This is a genomic window from Bradyrhizobium sp. LLZ17, from assembly GCF_041200145.1.
In the GTDB taxonomy this organism is placed as follows: Bacteria; Pseudomonadota; Alphaproteobacteria; order Rhizobiales; family Xanthobacteraceae; genus Bradyrhizobium.
Genome location: NZ_CP165734.1, coordinates 2,030,038 through 2,045,674, shown reverse-complemented (window position 1 = coordinate 2,045,674; position 15,637 = coordinate 2,030,038). Strand labels below are relative to the sequence as shown.

Sequence of the window (15,637 nt, the reverse complement as noted above, 5' to 3'; positions counted from 1 at the left end):
GATCAGTCGAGTGGGACCGCATTCCCGACCGGCAGGCCGGGAATGCAGCGCAATGAGGCGGCTGAGCCGGTATAGGCCTAGAGTCCTCCGGCGATCAGCCCATCGATGGTCTCCTTGTTGATGCGCATGATCTTGTCGACCTTGATCTGCTTACCGGCGACATCGACCGCTGCCTTGCCAAGCCCGGGTATATCGACGCCATCCGTGATCGGCTTGCCATCGAGCACGAGCTTGGCGACCGCGACCATGGCGTAACCGGCATCGGTGGGATTCCACAGGAAACCTTCGCGGATCGTATCATCCGCAATCAGCGACTTCGCCTGGCTCGGCAGAACGGTGCCGACCACGGCAATCTTCTTGCCAAGGCGCTGCTGGCGCACCGCATTGCCCGCGCCGATCGGTCCGTTCGAGCCGAAGCCCAGAATCCCACGCAGGTTCGGATAGGCCTTGATCACGTCCAGCGTCGTGCGTTGGCTGGTGTCGATCTCGTCGGCGCCGGGGAAGCGGTCGGCGACGAGCTTCATTTTCGGAAAGTTCTTCTGCTGGTAGGCAATCGCGGCATCTGCCCATTTGTTGTGAAGCGGCGTCGTGAGGGTCCCGACATAGACCACGTAATCGCCTTCGCCGCCCATATCCTTGGCAAGGCGCTCCATTTGCACCTCACCAAACCGAACGGAGTCGATCAATTCCACATTCCAGTCACGGCCTTCCTGTTCCGGACCCTCATGCGTGATGACCTTGATTCCGGCGGCCTGGGCACGCTTCAGCACCGGCTCGCAGACTTTCACATCGAGCGGGACCAAGCCGATCACGTTGACTTTCTTGGCAATCAGATCCTCAAGCAGCTTGACTTGCTGTGCCGGATCGACGTTCGCCGGGCCAACCATCGTGGCGTTGATGCTGAAGTCCTTGGCTCCTTTCTGAATTCCCTTTTCAAGGGCGTTGAACCACGGAATTCCCGCAATCTTCACGACCGTGACCATTTCCTTTTGGGCTTCCGCAAAGGCAAGGCCTGGAAAACCCGCACCGGCCAATGCGGCCGTACCACCGATCAGCTTGAGCGTCTGGCGTCTGTCCATTGTTCCCTCCCAGGAAGCTACTTTACATTTTGCACCTGACCCGGCAGTCGCCGCGCGGGGCAGTCGAGCCTGTTCTTGCTTGGGGGCAAAGTGTGCCTGTCCAACCGCAGGACCTTGCCGGATTAGAGACCAGCGCTCCAGAACGTGTCAAGCAACTGACAGGTTCGCCAACCACGTTCGCACTGCGGCAAAGCGTGGGAGTTCGTGATGTTGTTGGTGCTGGAGTGCGCGCGAAGCTCCAGGACGGAGGTACGCTGCGCCTAATCCAATGCTTTTTTGCCACCGGCCGCAGTAATTACGCCGACAATAATGAGACCGGTCAGCAACAGCCGAACCCCGGCGCTGACGCCGAAGGTATTGAGCATCGTCAGCAGCAGCACTAGAAACAACGACGCGCCCCAGATGCCGGGAATATTCGCCTTGCCGCCGGCGACCGATGTGCCGCCAATCACCACGACGGCGATAGACGCCAGCAGATATTCGTTGCCGATGTCGACATTGGCACCGCGGAAATAGCCGGCCAGCAGTGCGCCATCCAGACCGCCGAGCGTGCCCGACAGCGCGTAGGTGGCAAAGCGGACCACCCCCACCCTGATTCCGGCTAGTCGCGCCGCCCTCATGTTCTGGCCGATGGCGAGCACCGAGCGGCCATACAGGGTGCGCTGCAACGCAATGTTGGCAGCGACCGTGAAAACCACGGTGAGAATAGCGAGAAGGGGAATGCCGAGAATCTGAATGTTGGTGAAATCCGCAAAGCCCGGCGGCGGCTTGATCTGAAGGCCGCGACCATAACTGATGTCGATCGACTGGATGACAAAGCTGGCGGAAAGTGTCGCGATGATCGGCGGAATGCGAAGCGTCCAGATCAACAGGTAGTTGACCGTTCCGATGGCGAGGCCGCAAGCGAGCGCGGCGAGCATGCCGATCGCGACGAGACCGTCGTCGCCGGACATGACTGTCATGGCCACCGCGCTGGCGAGCCCGATGTTGGCCGGCAGCGACAAATCGACGTTGCCCGGCCCGAGCGAGATGACGAACATCTGCGCGATGCCGACCACCACGGTAAACACCGCAAGCGAAAGTGCGGCTGTAATCATGCCGCCAGCGCCATAGCCGCGTGTGAAGAAAATCGCCGCCAACCAGACCAGCAAAGCGCCTGCGTAAGACCAAATCCACGGCTTGGCCAGAAGCTTGCGGACCACGTCCGTCATCGCTCGGCTCCCGATGGACTGAGCAGCACCCGCGCAGCGAGCACCACGATGAGAATCGCACCATTCGCTGCGACTTGCCAATCGGGAGGAATATGCATGAAGGTGAGGAGCGGTGAAGCGGCGAGCGCCAGCGTCAGTGCCCCGATCACCGCGCCTATTGGCGAGACGCGGCCACCGACAAATTCGCCGCCGCCCAGGATGACGCCGGCGATCGAGAGCAAGGTGTAGCCATTGCCGATATTGGCGTCGGCGGAGGTGGTGATGCCGATCAGAGCCAGACCCGACAGCACGCCGAACAGGCCGGTGAATGCGAACAATGCCATTTTCGCCTTGAGCAAGGACCAGCCGGCACGGCTGATGGCGATCCCGTTGCCCCCCGAGCCGCGCAGAATGGCGCCATAGGATGTCCGCATCAGGCCGAGATGGGCGACCACCGCGATCACGAGCGCGGCCAAGATGGGAAAGGGGACCAGCGGTGGCTTCAGGCCCATCACCGCCAGCAGCCAGTCCGGCGCTCGGCCCCCGGGTTTCGGCAACAGCAGGATGGCAAGCCCTTGCCAGACGAAGCTCATGCCGAGCGTCACCACGATCGAGGGCAGATTGCGCAGATGGATCAAGGCGCCAACGGCCGCGTAGCTACCGACGCAGCCCAGCAGCACCACGATTCCGAACAGCGGCGCATCGCGCAAATAGGTCGCGGTGACACAGCCGACAAACCCGACGAAGGCACCGATCGACAGATCGAGGTCGTTCCCGGCGATGACGAACATCTGCGCGATGGTGGCCAGCGCGATCGGAATCGCAAGGTTGAGCATCAGCGTGAAGCCGAAATAGCTGATCGCGCGCGGATTGAGAGTGGCGATTGCCGCGAGCACCAGCGCAAGCGACAGAGCCGGCAGCAGCGCGCGCAACAAGCGCGGCACCTTGAGCCTGCCCGTCGCGCGCGACTTCGACGGCGCTGCCGCGGTCGTTACGGCCGTCATCTCAGTTCGGCTCCGTGAATGATGACTGGATGACCCTCTCCTCGGTGAGTTCGTCGCGGGTCAGATCGGCGACGATGGCGCCGTTGCGAAAAACATAAACGTGATCGCATTTCCTCAACTCGTCGGTTTCAGTCGTGTACCAAAGGAAAGTCCGGCCGGTCTGCGCCTCCTCGCCGATCAGGTCATAGACCTCGAGCTTGGTGGCGACATCGACGCCGCGCATGGGATCATCCATCAGCACGATGCGGGCATCCGAACCAAGCGCGCGGGCGAACAATGCTTTTTGTTGGTTGCCGCCCGAGAGCGTAAGGATGTTGTTGCGGACATCGGGAGTTCGTATCCCGATCTTGTCACGCCAGAAATTAGCCAGTGCCTCCTCACGTTGACGCGAAATCAGCAGGCCACGGCTGAGCTTTCCGATCGAGCAGATGCCGATGTTTTCCGAAATCGACCAGTCCGGGAAAACACCCTCGGCCTGGCGGTCGCCCGCGACGAGCGCAACTGTTGCGGTAACCTCGATGCCCGCGCGAGCACGAGTCGCCGCCGAAAAGATCGCACGCAACAGCTCGGTCTGGCCGTGACCTGCGAGGCCGGCCAGCCCAATGATCTCTCCCTCATGCGCGACCAGTTCTGCAATGCCAGTCTGGCGGTCGGGCCGAGCGCGAACACGAAGTGGCGAATGCGTCCGTGAAAGGCGGTCGCCGACGCGCGCTTCGCGTTCCTGCGCCTCGCCGCCCATGACCGTCACCAGCTTGTCGCGATCGAAGGCTTCGGCGCGATCGGCGGCAACCGTCTTGCCGTCGCGCATCACAACGATGCGATCGCAGTTTTGCAGCACTTCACCTAAAAGATGCGAGATGAAGATGCAGCTGATGCCTTCGGCGACGGCGCGTCGCATATAGGAGAGCAGCTGCCCGGCGGTGTGAGCATCGAGCGAGGAGGTCGGCTCGTCCAGAATGACGAGGCGGACCGGCTCATCCGTGGCGGTGAAGGCACGCGCCACCTCAACCATCTGGCGTCGCCCGATCGCGAGGTCCTGAACCAGGTCGGAGGCGCCGACTCCATGACCGGGGAAGATTTCGTCAAGTTTGTCGACGATCAGCGCGCCGGCCCTTCGTCGCCAGTTGAAGCCGCGGAGTGCGGGATGAAATACGCGGGCGTTCTCAGCAACCGTCAGATTGGGACACAGGGAGAGCTCCTGGAAGACGCACCGGACACCAAGCCTCTTGGCGTGAGCCGGCGAATAGCGCGCCTGCTCATCGCCGCAAAGCACGATGCGCCCGCGATCGGGGACTGAGGTCCCCGCCAGGATATGCATCAGCGTTGATTTGCCGGCTCCGTTATGCCCAACCAACCCGAGGCATTCACCTTGTTCGACGCGCAAATCGACACCGCCCAGCGCGCGGACGGCGCCGAAACGCTTTTCGACGCCGTCCAGCTTGACGACAACCGGGCTCGCAACGACCATTACGTCGTGCACCTGGTGACTGCGAGACCTCGTCCGTTTCGAGCCATTACTTCATGTTGGCTTTGATCGCAGCGATGGCGTCCTGTTGCGTATACTCATGCGTGGCGACGCTGCCCTTCGGGATGTTGGGCAATTCGGCCTCGAAATTGTCCTGCGTGAAGGCAAGGTAAGGCACCAGCAGGTCGTGCGGCATGTCCTTCTTGCCGTCCAGCACCTGTTGAGCGACCCAGAAAGCGAGCGTCGATACACCGGGCGCGATCGAGGCCGACCAGGTGCGATAGCCGTCCTTGGCCTTTTGCTCCTTCCACCATTCCAGTTCGTCCTGCCGGTTGCCCATGATGATAGTGGGCCGCGGCTTGCCCGCAGCGGCGAACGCCTGGGCCGCGCCATAGCCGTCGCCGCCCTGATCGACCACGCCGACAACGGCGGGCAGCGACGGCAGGACTGTCGCGACCGCCTTCTGCGCCGTGGTCTGGTCCCAATCGCCGGTTACCGACCCGACAATCTTGAACTCGGGATGGGCCTTGACCCCTTCGAGGATGCCCGCATGGATGGCGTCGTCGATCGAGGTCCCGGCGAGGCCGCGAATTTCGAGCAAATTGCCGCCGGCGGGCTGGAATTTGACCATCTGCTCGACTTCCTCTTTGCCCATGGCCTTGAAGTCGACGACCACGCGATAAGCGCAGGGTTCGGTGACGATGCCGTCGAAGGACACCACGACCACGCCGGCATCGCAGGCCTGTTTGATCGAACCATTCAGGGCATCGGGAGAGGACGCGTTGATGACAATGGCGTTGTAGCCCTGCAGGATCAGGTTCTGGATCTGCGCGGCCTGGGTAGGCACGTCCTTGTCCGCAGTGGTGAAAACATCCGCCGCTCCGACCAACTTGTCCGCGACCGCCTTCTTAGTGACGATATCGTAGCTCTTGAGCATCGCCTGCCGCCACGAATTGCCGGCGTAGTTGTTGGAAAATGCGATTTTCTTGTCACTCGTGCCGGCAAAAGCCGATCCAGCGAGGATCGTGCTGCCGACCGCGCAGCAAGCCAGGATTGCGATGGCGGATTTCATGGTAATGCTCCTCCCCGAGCGTTTGGTCTTGCACGGCTCCGAACATTTGAATTTTCGCCGGAGTCCTTGAGAACGATATCGTCGCGATGCCGGTTCGACAAGCTGGTTTGCCGCCCGCCGCAGTTGAAGCGACAACCGTCGCGACGCGTTTCCACCACTCCGAATGTCGCTCCGGTCGGACTCAAGGCTTCATGAATTTGAGCACGAATTCGTCCTTGGGTTGGGGCGGATCGGGTGTATTTTTATCTCTGGGATCGTTCGGATTGCGCAGGAAATCGCCTTGTTCGATCAGCTTGAATCCGGCCGCTTCGACTTCCTGCTGAAGAAACGCTTGTTCGATCCGATGCAAAGTGCCGGATTCGGAGATGCCGGTACCAGATCGACCCGAATGGTCAGCAATGACGTAAAGGCCTCCCGGCCTGAGCGCGCGAAAGACTGCTTTGTTCATGGCCGCGCGATCGACGCCGAGGTGTCCCAGGTCGTGGTAGTTGAACATCAGGGTCACGAGATCGAGGCGTTCTGGCGCAAGCTCGGATGGAACGGGGTCTTCAAACGGTCGGGAGAGCGCAACGATGGGTGCGGCCGGGACGCCGTTGCTTCGGAGATTGTTATCACGTTCGGCGAGGGCGACAGGGGACGGGCGTGGTGTGCTTGCTGGCGCTGCAGGCGCCGCGCTCGGCGTGGTGGTCGGGTTACTGTTGCCCTCTGGTGCGACGCGGGGCGTCGGGGCCTGATTGGGGTCACGCGGCCGGCTCTGACCGTAAACTTTACCCGAGGGCCCGATTGCCCGAGCAAGCAGCTCGGTGGTGTAGCCTCCGCCCGCGCTGAGATCGAGTGCGACGATACCGGACGAATGCCGATGAACGCAAGCATCTGCTCAGGCTTGCGCCGTTGATCGTTGGTTCGATCTGCTGCAGTGCGATCAGCGCTCTTCACGATCTGGCCGATTTGCTCCGAAGAAAGCGCTGGCTGACTGTTCTGAGCTGTCGCTGCATAGGTGTTCAGGAGCAGGCTTGCGCTCACGGCGGTTGCCGCCAATAAGCCTTTTCCGCCACTCGTTCTAGGCTTGCTCATCACACCCTGGCCATTCCGATCTACGGGCAACTACGCGACGCACCTTAGATCGTTTGGGTACTGCGGCCAATGAACTTCATCCCGATCGCAAGCTCGCAATGGTCAACCGTGCTGTTAGAGCCCAAAACGAAAGAGGCCGCCGACTGAGGCGACCTCCAATTCGCGAGCAGCTCCGGGAAAACGAGCTCAGAAGGGCGGCTGCCCCGGGCCCGATCCCGGGCCAAACGGACCGCGCTGGTTGCCGGGGCCCTGCAAGCCGCCAAAGATAAGGCCGCCGACCCATTCGGCAGCGTCTCTGATGGCGCCGCCGATGGCACGGAAGGCGTCGCCGAGCCAGTTGCCGCCGACGACCATTTCAAGTTCCGCATCGTTCAGTTCGATGATTTCCGATTTTGCATGTTCCAGGTTCAGCATTTCAGTCACTCCTGTTGAGGTGATGTGTGATGAAAAACGTTTGGACGTGTGGTTCTCAGCGGTGGAAGATGCCACCAGGCAACCAGGGGTTCGGGCCCAGGGGCGGTTGCGTCGTGATCTTGCCATTCACGATCCACGGGCCGATGCAGCCTCCGTCATTGATGAAGCCACCGCACACGGAGCCCAATTCGCGCTCGTCCAGCTCTCTACGGTCTCGATTGCTGCGCTCAGTCATATGTGTCTCCCGCTGTCGAGGAGGGGGACATCCCCTCTCATCTGGTGATCGCAGGAGTACCGCGGGCGGTTTCTTTAGACTGTGAGGCGGGTCACAGGAGCGCTCTCAAGCAGGAGGGGGAACGAATTGGCCTCGCGGCGGGTGCGTCGGAGGAGTGGTAGCTTTCGCCGAGTTACCGGAGCTTCCTAACTGCAGGTTTTGACCCGAAGCGCCGAGCGGTTGCGCTCAGGAATCGCGACCAGCGCGCACATGCCTCAAAGCCGGGAGCGAATGGAATTCAAAACTCCGGTCGCCGCGTCGACAACCTGCAGGGCCTGCTGGGATTTGGCCAACGCAAAAGCCGACCTGGCGCATTGATCGGGAAGTTGCGCAATCTTTCTGCGCTGGCTGGTAAGAATATTGGTCGACTGGTCGATGGCAAATTTCACCACGCCGCGGGTCGGGTCATTCTCGCTGACGCTCGTTAGTTCCTTCTCGATCGTAATCAGATATTCGAAACTGGACAGCTCTTGGGAAATCTCGACAAGATTTTGAACGGTGGACTTGACGCAATCTGCTTCGACGGCGGGTATGTCGGTCCGCTTCGAGGTCTGGACGAGGTCTGCCATCAAGCCGGCAAACATCGGCCTCAGATCTTCGACTCTCTTCAATTCAGCCGGGCTCAGGACTCCGGCCAGGCATACTTTCGTTGCGACCAGCAATCCAAGGCATTGCCACACTAGTCGAGTGACGACCACACGCGCCGTTGCGGTAAGTGGGACGCTATCCGCTTGCCATCTCATTTGAGGCGCTCGACGTCCTTTGCCCCGACAAATCCGTGAAATTCTCCGCGTGAGCTTAGCGCCGCACAACCGATCGCTCAATCGTATTTTCCGCAAAGCCGCGCGCGTCTTGGCCGGCAAGGCTCGTCGCGACCCGTTGTGCCACTAACGGCTCCTATGTATCATCGGAGCATACTCCGGGCGTTTAACGCCGATTTGACCAACGACAAGCGGTTGCGCCCAGATGATTTGCGGGGGATTGAGCCGTGAATGATGGCCCCGAACGTATTTTCCGTGCCAGCGCGTTGCAACGCGCGGCGTCGCCCGACGAACTCGACCATCTCGTCTCTATCACCAAGCCGGCCGACTGGATCCTGGCGCTTGTCGTGACGGCCGCACTGGTGGCGGCGCTCGTCTGGGGAATCTACGGCCGGATTCCCTCGCGTGTATCGGGACAGGGAATTCTGGTCGGCAGCGGCCGCGTCGTCGATGCAGTCTCTGCCGCGGAAGGACGGCTCGCTTCGCTCAGCATTTCCGTTGGCGACCATGTCGAACGGGGCCAGTTGATTGCCCAGATTTCGCAAACCGACATCGAGCAGAAGTACGCAGATGCGGTGGAGACCTACAAGGAACGCCAGCGCGAGCACGACGAAATGGCCGCAAAGGTCAGGTCGGAACTCTCGGTCAAGGTCTCCAATCTCCAAAAGCTGGAAGCCGCCTTCAACAAGGTCATCGAGGCGACCGGGCAGCGCGTTCAGTCGCTGGACCTCGACGTGAAGAATCTCGAGCAGCTTATGGCCAAAGGGCTGACCACGCGGAAGACGCTGGAAGATCGCCGTCTTGAGTTGACCGAGGCGCAGCAGCGCCGGACGGATTCGCAAAACGAGATTCTCAAGCTGCACGCCCAGCAATCCGATCTCGAAACGCAGCGCGAGCATGAATTGCAGCAGGCCGAGTTCGCGGCCAATAATGCGCGCCGAGAGATGCAGGCGCTGGCTGGAACCCTGGGGCGCAATTCTCAGGTTCTCAGTCCGATTACGGGGCGCGTGCTCGAAACCAAGATATCGACTGGTTCGGTGCTCGCCGTCGGTACGCCGGTCGTCCTGATTGAAGACGAGGGCTCGAAGCTCGAGGCGGTGATCTATGTCCCCGCCGAGCAGGGCAAGAGCGTCAAGCCGGGCTCCCAGGTCCGCATCGCACCCAGCACCGTGAAGCGCGAGGAGTTCGGCACGATGATCGGGACCGTCTCGAGCGTGTCGGAGTTTCCCGTGACTCCGCAAGGCATGACTGCGGTGCTCCACAATGACCAGCTGGTTAAGGTGTTCTCCCACGACGGCGCGCCCTATGCCGTCGCCGTGTCCCTGGAGCGGGACGACTCGACGACGAGCGGCTATCGATGGGCCGTTGGCAAGGGACCGCAGGTTCACCTGACCAGCGGAACGCTCGCCCAAGCCGAAATCACCACCCGAAACCGGCGCCCGCTGGATCTCGTTATTCCTCTCCTCAGGAAGCTGACCGGGATCGATGGATAGGTCTCCAACTCCAGGAGTGAAGAAAACGCCGACCGTCCTGCAGATGGAGGCGGCGGAATGCGGCGCGGCCTGTCTTGCCATGGTGCTGGCGCACTATGGCCGCTGGGTGCCGCTCGAGCAGTTGCGTGTCGAATGCGGCGTGTCACGCGATGGCAGCAAGGCGAGCAACGTCGTCAGGGCCGCACGGCGCTTCGGCCTGTCTGCCAAGGGATTTCGGCAGGAGGTCGCAACACTTCGCACAACGCCGACGCCTTGCATCATTCACTGGAACTTTAATCACTTCGTCGTTCTCGACGGAATTGACGGCAAGTTCGCCTATATCAACGACCCCGCCTTTGGGCGAAGGCGAATCGGCATCGATGAACTCGACAGGAGTTTCACCGGTGTCGTGCTCACCATGGAGCCCGCGGCCGGGTTCGTCGCGCAAGGAAGCAAGCCCGGCGGACTGCGCCTCCTCGTCCGCGAGCTGCGCGGCTCGAAATCTGCCGTCGGACTTCTCGTCCTGCTCAGCTTCGTCACGGTTGTTCCGGGCCTTGTCGCTGCGAGCTTCTCGAAGATCTTCATCGACGACGTCCTGATCCAGCATTTGGACGGGTGGTTGCGTCCCCTTCTTGTCGGGATGGCCATCACCGCACTGATCCGTACGGTCCTGACGCTGCTCCAGCAATCCCTGCTGCTGAGACTGCAGACGAAGCTATCGGTTGTGATGATCAGCCGGTTTCTCTGGCGGGTGATGGCATTGCCGATGGAGTTCTTCACTCAACGCCACGCCGGAGACATCGCGACGCGCGTCCTGGCCAACGAGCAGATCGCGCGGCTGCTTGCGGGCGGAATTGCGGCGAACGTGCTCAATCTTACCTCGGTCGTGTTCTTTGCGTTCGCGATGGCGGTCTATGATCTCTGGCTTGCCGCGATTTGCATTGCCTTGTCGCTGCTCAACGTTTTGTTCCTGCGGCTTTCGCACCGGCGTCGCGAGGACCTCAGTCGCGGGCTCTCACAAGAGCGAGGAAAGTCGCTCGGGGCGGTGGTCAGCATCGTCAGGACCATCGAGACGATCAAGGCAAGCGGGCTCGAGGACGAGGCGTTCGGACAATGGTCCGGCGTTCAGGCCAAGCTTCTCAACGCCGAGCGCGAGCTCGCCTCGTCGTCGATCATGCTCGACATGATCCCGACCCTGATTTCCGGACTGACCGTGACGGCGATCCTCATCCTTGGAGGTTTGCGGGTGACTGAAGGGTCGCTGACGCTCGGCAGCCTCGTCGCATTCCAGTCCCTGATGGCAAGCTTCTCGGACCCCGTCGCAATGCTGGTCAACCAGGCCAGCGGCTTTCAATTGATCCGGGGTGCGCTCGATCGCCTTGAAGACGTCTACAACTATCCGCTCGGCGACAAGCCGAAGGAGGGCGGATCCGAAAGGCGTTTCCCCGCAAAGCTCGCCGGACGCGTCGAACTGAGAAACGTGCAGTTCGGCTATTCGCTGCTCGAACCTCCGCTGATCGCAGACCTTTCGATTGCCGTCAGTCCGGGATCGCGCGTCGCGCTTGTCGGCGCATCCGGAAGCGGTAAATCGACGCTGGGCCGCCTGATTTGCGGCCTCAACAAGCCGTGGGTCGGCGAGATCCTGATCGACGGGGTCCCGCTTGGGGACGTCCCGCCCGAGATCCTCGCCAACTCGATCGCCTACGTGGACCAGGATATTTTCCTGTTCGAGGGCACGGTGCGGGACAATCTCACGCTTTGGGACCGGACGACGCCGGACCTCGATCTGACCAGGGCACTGAAAGACGGGCAGATCCAGGACGAGATCGCCATCAGGACCGGCAGTTACGATACTTACGTCAGCGAGGGTGGAACGAATTTCAGCGGAGGGCAGCGTCAGCGCATCGAGATCGCGCGTGCTCTCGTCGGCCGCCCCTCCGTCATCGTTCTCGATGAAGCCACGGCCGCGCTCGATCCGGTCACGGAGAAGGCGATCGACGACAATCTGCGCCGAACCGGCTGCACCTGCATCATCATCGCACATCGTCTGAGCACGATCAGGGATTGCGACGAGATCGTCGTGTTGCAACAGGGCAAGGTCGTCGAGCGCGGGACGCACGAGAGCCTGCTGGCCCTCGACGGCGAATATGCAAGGCTGGTGTCGCAGGAATGATCCATTCGGCTGAAAACATCGTGTCCTGCGCGAGCCTCGTCTCGGCGGAGCTTCCGATCGACATGACGCTCGATGGTCGCAGGCCTATCCGGCTCGATCACCACGGCCATGTGTTGGAGGTCGTCGCCGGTCATCTGGACATCTTCGCCGTGGATGTCGAGGATGGGGAATACGGGAGCAGACACCATCTGTTTCGGATCGAAAGCGGCGATGTCGTCCCCGATCTCCCGGCGCTCGCGGTCTCGGCAGGACGCGGCGTGAGCTTCATCGCGGTCGGCACCGACAGCACGCGCGCGTCTGCGCACGCCCGGTCTGATCGCACATCGGCAGCTCAGGCCACCCGCTGGATCGAGCGGCTGGCGCGCTTCGTCGCTGGACCTGCGCCGTTGTGGCAAATGACGGAGTTGCCGGTGGGCGAAGCCCAACTGCTCCCGAACGAATGCGGCCGGGGACCCATGCGTGGACTGCTCTGGCTGACGGTGGAGCGCGGCGTCCTCAGGCTGATGGGCGTTGCCGTTTCTTGCGCCGCTGGAAGCCAGCCGCTGCCGCTCACCTCTGGCTTGTGGGTCGAGGCGGGCGAGGAAGGGTGTGGCGTAGTCGCAGCCGGCGTAATGCCGGCCTCGATCTGGCCGGCAATCGATCAGTTCCACCAGAGCTTCGTGGCCTGCGTCCAACGCATTCTGGCCAATGAGAGGGTGGGCGAGAGCGAGCGCCTGGTCAGCCGGACCACTCTCGCGGCGTCGCAGTCCATCGAAGCCTTCGACCGCCTGTCCGGCATCATCGTGCGGCGCTTCGATCATGACGCGGTCGATGCATCATATTCCGACCGTCTGGCCGGCGCCTGCCAACTCGTCGGAAGCGCGATGCGCACACCAATTGCGATCTCAGGCCGGGTCGAGGGCAGCCGGCAGGAATTCACTGGCCTGACGCAAATCGCGCTGGATGCCCGTCTGCGGCTAAGGCAGGTCCTGCTCCGGTCGGACTGGTGGCGAACCGATGCCGGCCCGCTGGTCGGCTGGTTCGGCGAGAAGCGCGAGCCGGTCGCTCTGGTCCACGAGCCGCGCCGCGGCTATATCATGGTCGATCCGCTGACGAAAGCGCGTTCGGCCGTCAATCGCGCCGTGGCGGCACAGATCGCTCCGGAAGCGGCGATGTTCTATCCGCCGCTGCCCTCACGCTCCCTGAAGTTCAGGGACCTTCTTCAATTTGCCCTTCGCTATGCGCGAGGTAGCGGTCTGCGCATCGCATTGGCGGTCGTAATCATCGGGCTTCTGTCGCTGGTGACGCCCCTTGTCACCAATCTGCTGATCAGCTCGATCATCCCGAGATCGGAGCTTGACCAGCTCGTCTTCTGCGCGCTCGCGCTGGGCCTGACGGCTCTGGCGGTAGCCGGCGTTCAGGTTATGCAGGGCCTCGTCATGCTTCGCATGGAAGCGACGATCGACTGGCGATTGCAGTCGGCGATGATCGATCGCCTGCTAAGGCTGCCGACGGCCATCTTTCGGGAATTCACGGCGGGCGAACTGGTCGACCGCGCGATGGGCATCGACGCCGCGCGGCGTGCGCTGACGGGCCACGCATTGCGCGGCATGATCGCAGGCCTGTTCTGCATCTTCAGCCTCGGCTTGATGGTCTACTACAGCCCGAAGCTGGCGTTGCTCGCGATTGGGCTGACATTCGTCAGGGCGGCAGCCATCATCTCCACCAACCTGCTGCGGCTGTATTTCGAGAACAAGCACTTCAACCAGCAGGGCAAGGTCAGCGGGTTCGTTCTCCAGTTGCTGACGGGTGTCGGCAAGTTGCGGGTGTCGGGGGCGACCGGGCGCGCGCTCGGAATCTGGTCGAAGCAGTTCGCGACGCAAAAGCAGTATTTCGTGTCCTCGCAACTTGCCAGCAACGGCCTCGGCGCGTTCGAGACGGCATTTCCGACGATCGCGACGCTGATCATCTTTGCCTATGCATCCTATTCGAACAGCAAGCTGCTCACGGATCTCGGCACGTTCTTCGCGTTCTTTTCCGCCTTCGGGCAATCGATGGGTGCGGTCGGCTCCTGGGCCGGCGGTGTCAGTGAGGCGCTCATTGCGATACCCCCGCTGCTCCGGTTGCGGCCTCTGATCGCGAGCCCGACTGAGATTTCAGACGACCGCAAGGCGCCGGGAGAGCTGTCCGGTTCGATCGAGCTTGCGCGCGTGTCCTTCCGGTATCTGTCGAGTGGCCCTCTGGTGCTCGACAACGTCACCTTGAAGATCGCGCCGGGAGAATACGTCGCGATCGTCGGTCCATCCGGCGGCGGAAAGTCGTCCTTGTTCCGGCTCTTGCTGGGGTTCGAGCGACCGGAGTCGGGCGCGGTGTTCTACGACGGAAAATCAATTGAGACGCTCGACGTAAGTGCTTTGCGGCGCCAGCTCGGCGTTGTCTTGCAAAGTGCTCGGCTCGCGAACGGGAACATCTACGAGAATATCTGCGGTGGAGTTCGGCTTTCGCTCGACCAGGTATGGGAAGCCGCCCGGCTCGCCGGAATTGAAGAAGACATCAAGGCGATGCCGATGGGCATGCTGACCCAGGTGTCCGAAGGCGTCAGTACGCTTTCCGGAGGACAACGGCAGCGCGTCATGATCGCGCGCGCCATCGCGCGACGTCCGCGCGTCTTGCTGTTCGACGAGGCAACGAGCTCGCTCGACAATCGATCCCAGGCCATCGTCAGTGATGCGTTGGAGAATTTGAACGTCACCCGGATCGTCATCGCTCACCGGCTGAGCACCGTCAGGACTGCGGATCGGATCATCGTGCTGGTCGACGGCAAGATCGTCGAAGCCGGAACCTTTGAGGAGTTGACCGCCGCTGCTGGCGCTTTTGCCGCGTTCGCGCAGCGGCAGATGCTTTGATCCGCCGTAACCCACGGTCCATTCCCTCCAGAAAACAATCTTCATCTTTGCAAGCCTCCCGAAACTGCAGTGCAGGTGCGAAGCTGACGAGCATTTCCCGGAAAAAAGCCAGTCGCTTGCCTCTGTGACAAGCATCACAGCCTAGCGAAGCAGCCCGCGCTACTCCTGCGACCACCAGATGAGAGGGGATGTCCCCCTCCTCGACAGCGGGAGACACATATGACTGAGCGCAGCAATCGAGACCGTAGAGAGCTGGACGAGCGCGAATTGGGCTCCGTGTGCGGTGGCTTCATCAATGACGGAGGCTGCATCGGCCCGTGGATCGTGAATGGCAAGATCACGACGCAACCGCCCCTGGGCCCGAACCCCTGGTTGCCTGGTGGCATCTTCCACCGCTGAGAACCACACGTCCAAACGTTTTTCATCACACATCAGCTCAACAGGAGTGACTGAAATGCTGAACCTGGAACATGGAAAATCGGAAATCATCGAACTGAACGATGCGGAACTTGAAATGGTCGTCGGCGGCAACTGGCTCGGCGACGCCTTCCGTGCCATCGGCGGCGCCATCAGAGACGCTGCCGAATGGGTCGGCGGCCTTATCTTTGGCGGCTTGCAGGGCCCCGGCAACCAGCGCGGTCCGTTTGGCCCGGGATCGGGCCCGGGGCAGCCACCCTTCTGAGCTCGTTTTCCCGGAGCTGCTCGCGAATTGGAGGTCGCCTCGGTCGGCGGCCTCGTTCGTTTGCGACTACGTGCAGCCGTGCCGGAAGGGCG

General features: G+C 61.8%; 14 protein-coding genes. 5 read left to right on the top strand and 9 right to left on the bottom strand.

Annotation, left to right across the window (positions count from 1 at the left end; all coding sequences use genetic code 11):
- Positions 1-77 precede the first annotated feature (77 nt).
- The 9 genes from AB8Z38_RS10285 to AB8Z38_RS10245 all read right to left on the bottom strand — a co-directional run bounded on the left by AB8Z38_RS10285 (position 78) and on the right by AB8Z38_RS10245 (position 8,234).
- Positions 78-1,079 (bottom strand): autoinducer 2 ABC transporter substrate-binding protein, encoded by a 1,002-nt coding sequence (locus AB8Z38_RS10285; RefSeq protein ID WP_369724764.1) that lies wholly within the window; start codon positions 1,077-1,079, stop codon positions 78-80.
- A gap of 260 nt (positions 1,080-1,339) precedes the next feature.
- Positions 1,340-2,290, bottom strand: a complete 951-nt coding sequence (locus AB8Z38_RS10280; protein ID WP_369724762.1) for an ABC transporter permease — start codon at positions 2,288-2,290, stop codon at positions 1,340-1,342.
- The gene (locus AB8Z38_RS10275) at positions 2,287-3,273 is read right to left on the bottom strand and encodes an ABC transporter permease (protein WP_369724761.1); all 987 of its coding nucleotides are present in this window, start codon (positions 3,271-3,273) and stop codon (positions 2,287-2,289) included. The genes AB8Z38_RS10280 and AB8Z38_RS10275 overlap by 4 nt, the downstream gene beginning before the upstream one ends.
- Before the next feature lies 1 nt (position 3,274).
- Positions 3,275-4,741 carry a sugar ABC transporter ATP-binding protein gene (locus tag AB8Z38_RS10270; protein ID WP_369724759.1) on the bottom strand — a complete coding sequence of 489 codons (1,467 nt, stop codon included), beginning with the start codon at positions 4,739-4,741 and terminating at the stop codon, positions 3,275-3,277.
- Positions 4,742-4,787: 46 nt separating this feature from the next.
- Positions 4,788-5,810, bottom strand: a complete 1,023-nt coding sequence (locus AB8Z38_RS10265) for a substrate-binding domain-containing protein (protein WP_369724757.1) — start codon at positions 5,808-5,810, stop codon at positions 4,788-4,790.
- Between the two features lie 181 nt (positions 5,811-5,991).
- Entirely contained in the window at positions 5,992-6,315 is a 324-nt protein-coding gene (locus AB8Z38_RS10260) for a hypothetical protein (protein WP_369724755.1), read from the bottom strand.
- A gap of 755 nt (positions 6,316-7,070) precedes the next feature.
- Positions 7,071-7,298 carry a hypothetical protein gene (locus AB8Z38_RS10255; protein WP_369724754.1) on the bottom strand — a complete coding sequence of 76 codons (228 nt, stop codon included), beginning with the start codon at positions 7,296-7,298 and terminating at the stop codon, positions 7,071-7,073.
- Between the two features lie 55 nt (positions 7,299-7,353).
- Entirely contained in the window at positions 7,354-7,533 is a 180-nt protein-coding gene (locus tag AB8Z38_RS10250; RefSeq protein WP_369724745.1) for a hypothetical protein, read from the bottom strand.
- Positions 7,534-7,787: 254 nt separating this feature from the next.
- Positions 7,788-8,234: a hypothetical protein gene (locus AB8Z38_RS10245; RefSeq protein WP_369724752.1), complete on the bottom strand. Its 447-nt coding sequence runs from the start codon at positions 8,232-8,234 to the stop codon at positions 7,788-7,790.
- Between the two features lie 326 nt (positions 8,235-8,560).
- Between AB8Z38_RS10245 and AB8Z38_RS10240 the strand changes: the two genes are divergently transcribed.
- The 5 genes from AB8Z38_RS10240 (at position 8,561) to AB8Z38_RS10220 (ending at position 15,545) form a co-directional block, all read left to right on the top strand.
- On the top strand, positions 8,561-9,826 hold the full coding sequence (locus AB8Z38_RS10240; protein ID WP_369724750.1) for an NHLP bacteriocin system secretion protein: 1,266 nt from the start codon (positions 8,561-8,563) through the stop codon (positions 9,824-9,826).
- A 16-nt stretch (positions 9,827-9,842) separates the two neighbouring features.
- Complete coding sequence (locus AB8Z38_RS10235) at positions 9,843-11,978, top strand: NHLP family bacteriocin export ABC transporter peptidase/permease/ATPase subunit (RefSeq protein WP_369724749.1); 2,136 nt, start codon at positions 9,843-9,845, stop codon at positions 11,976-11,978.
- Positions 11,975-14,863 (top strand): NHLP bacteriocin export ABC transporter permease/ATPase subunit, encoded by a 2,889-nt coding sequence (locus AB8Z38_RS10230; RefSeq protein WP_369724747.1) that lies wholly within the window; start codon positions 11,975-11,977, stop codon positions 14,861-14,863. Before AB8Z38_RS10235 ends, AB8Z38_RS10230 begins: the two co-directional genes overlap by 4 nt.
- Before the next feature lie 219 nt (positions 14,864-15,082).
- Entirely contained in the window at positions 15,083-15,262 is a 180-nt protein-coding gene (locus tag AB8Z38_RS10225) for a hypothetical protein (RefSeq protein ID WP_369724745.1), read from the top strand.
- Between the two features lie 55 nt (positions 15,263-15,317).
- Positions 15,318-15,545, top strand: a complete 228-nt coding sequence (locus tag AB8Z38_RS10220; protein WP_369724744.1) for a hypothetical protein — start codon at positions 15,318-15,320, stop codon at positions 15,543-15,545.
- Positions 15,546-15,637: the final 92 nt, after the last annotated feature.

Excerpts from the sequence above, each read along its gene's own strand:
- AB8Z38_RS10285 (WP_369724764.1), bottom strand. The coding sequence starts at position 1,079 with ATGGACAGACGCCAGACGCTCAAGCTGATCGGTGGTACGGCCGCATTG.
- AB8Z38_RS10280 (WP_369724762.1), bottom strand. The coding sequence starts at position 2,290 with ATGACGGACGTGGTCCGCAAGCTTCTGGCCAAGCCGTGGATTTGGTCT.
- AB8Z38_RS10275 (WP_369724761.1), bottom strand. The coding sequence starts at position 3,273 with ATGACGGCCGTAACGACCGCGGCAGCGCCGTCGAAGTCGCGCGCGACG.
- AB8Z38_RS10270 (WP_369724759.1), bottom strand. The coding sequence starts at position 4,741 with ATGGTCGTTGCGAGCCCGGTTGTCGTCAAGCTGGACGGCGTCGAAAAG.
- AB8Z38_RS10265 (WP_369724757.1), bottom strand. The coding sequence starts at position 5,810 with ATGAAATCCGCCATCGCAATCCTGGCTTGCTGCGCGGTCGGCAGCACG.
- AB8Z38_RS10255 (WP_369724754.1), bottom strand. The coding sequence starts at position 7,298 with ATGCTGAACCTGGAACATGCAAAATCGGAAATCATCGAACTGAACGAT.
- AB8Z38_RS10250 (WP_369724745.1), bottom strand. The coding sequence starts at position 7,533 with ATGACTGAGCGCAGCAATCGAGACCGTAGAGAGCTGGACGAGCGCGAA.
- AB8Z38_RS10230 (WP_369724747.1), top strand. The coding sequence starts at position 11,975 with ATGATCCATTCGGCTGAAAACATCGTGTCCTGCGCGAGCCTCGTCTCG.
- AB8Z38_RS10225 (WP_369724745.1), top strand. The coding sequence starts at position 15,083 with ATGACTGAGCGCAGCAATCGAGACCGTAGAGAGCTGGACGAGCGCGAA.
- AB8Z38_RS10220 (WP_369724744.1), top strand. The coding sequence starts at position 15,318 with ATGCTGAACCTGGAACATGGAAAATCGGAAATCATCGAACTGAACGAT.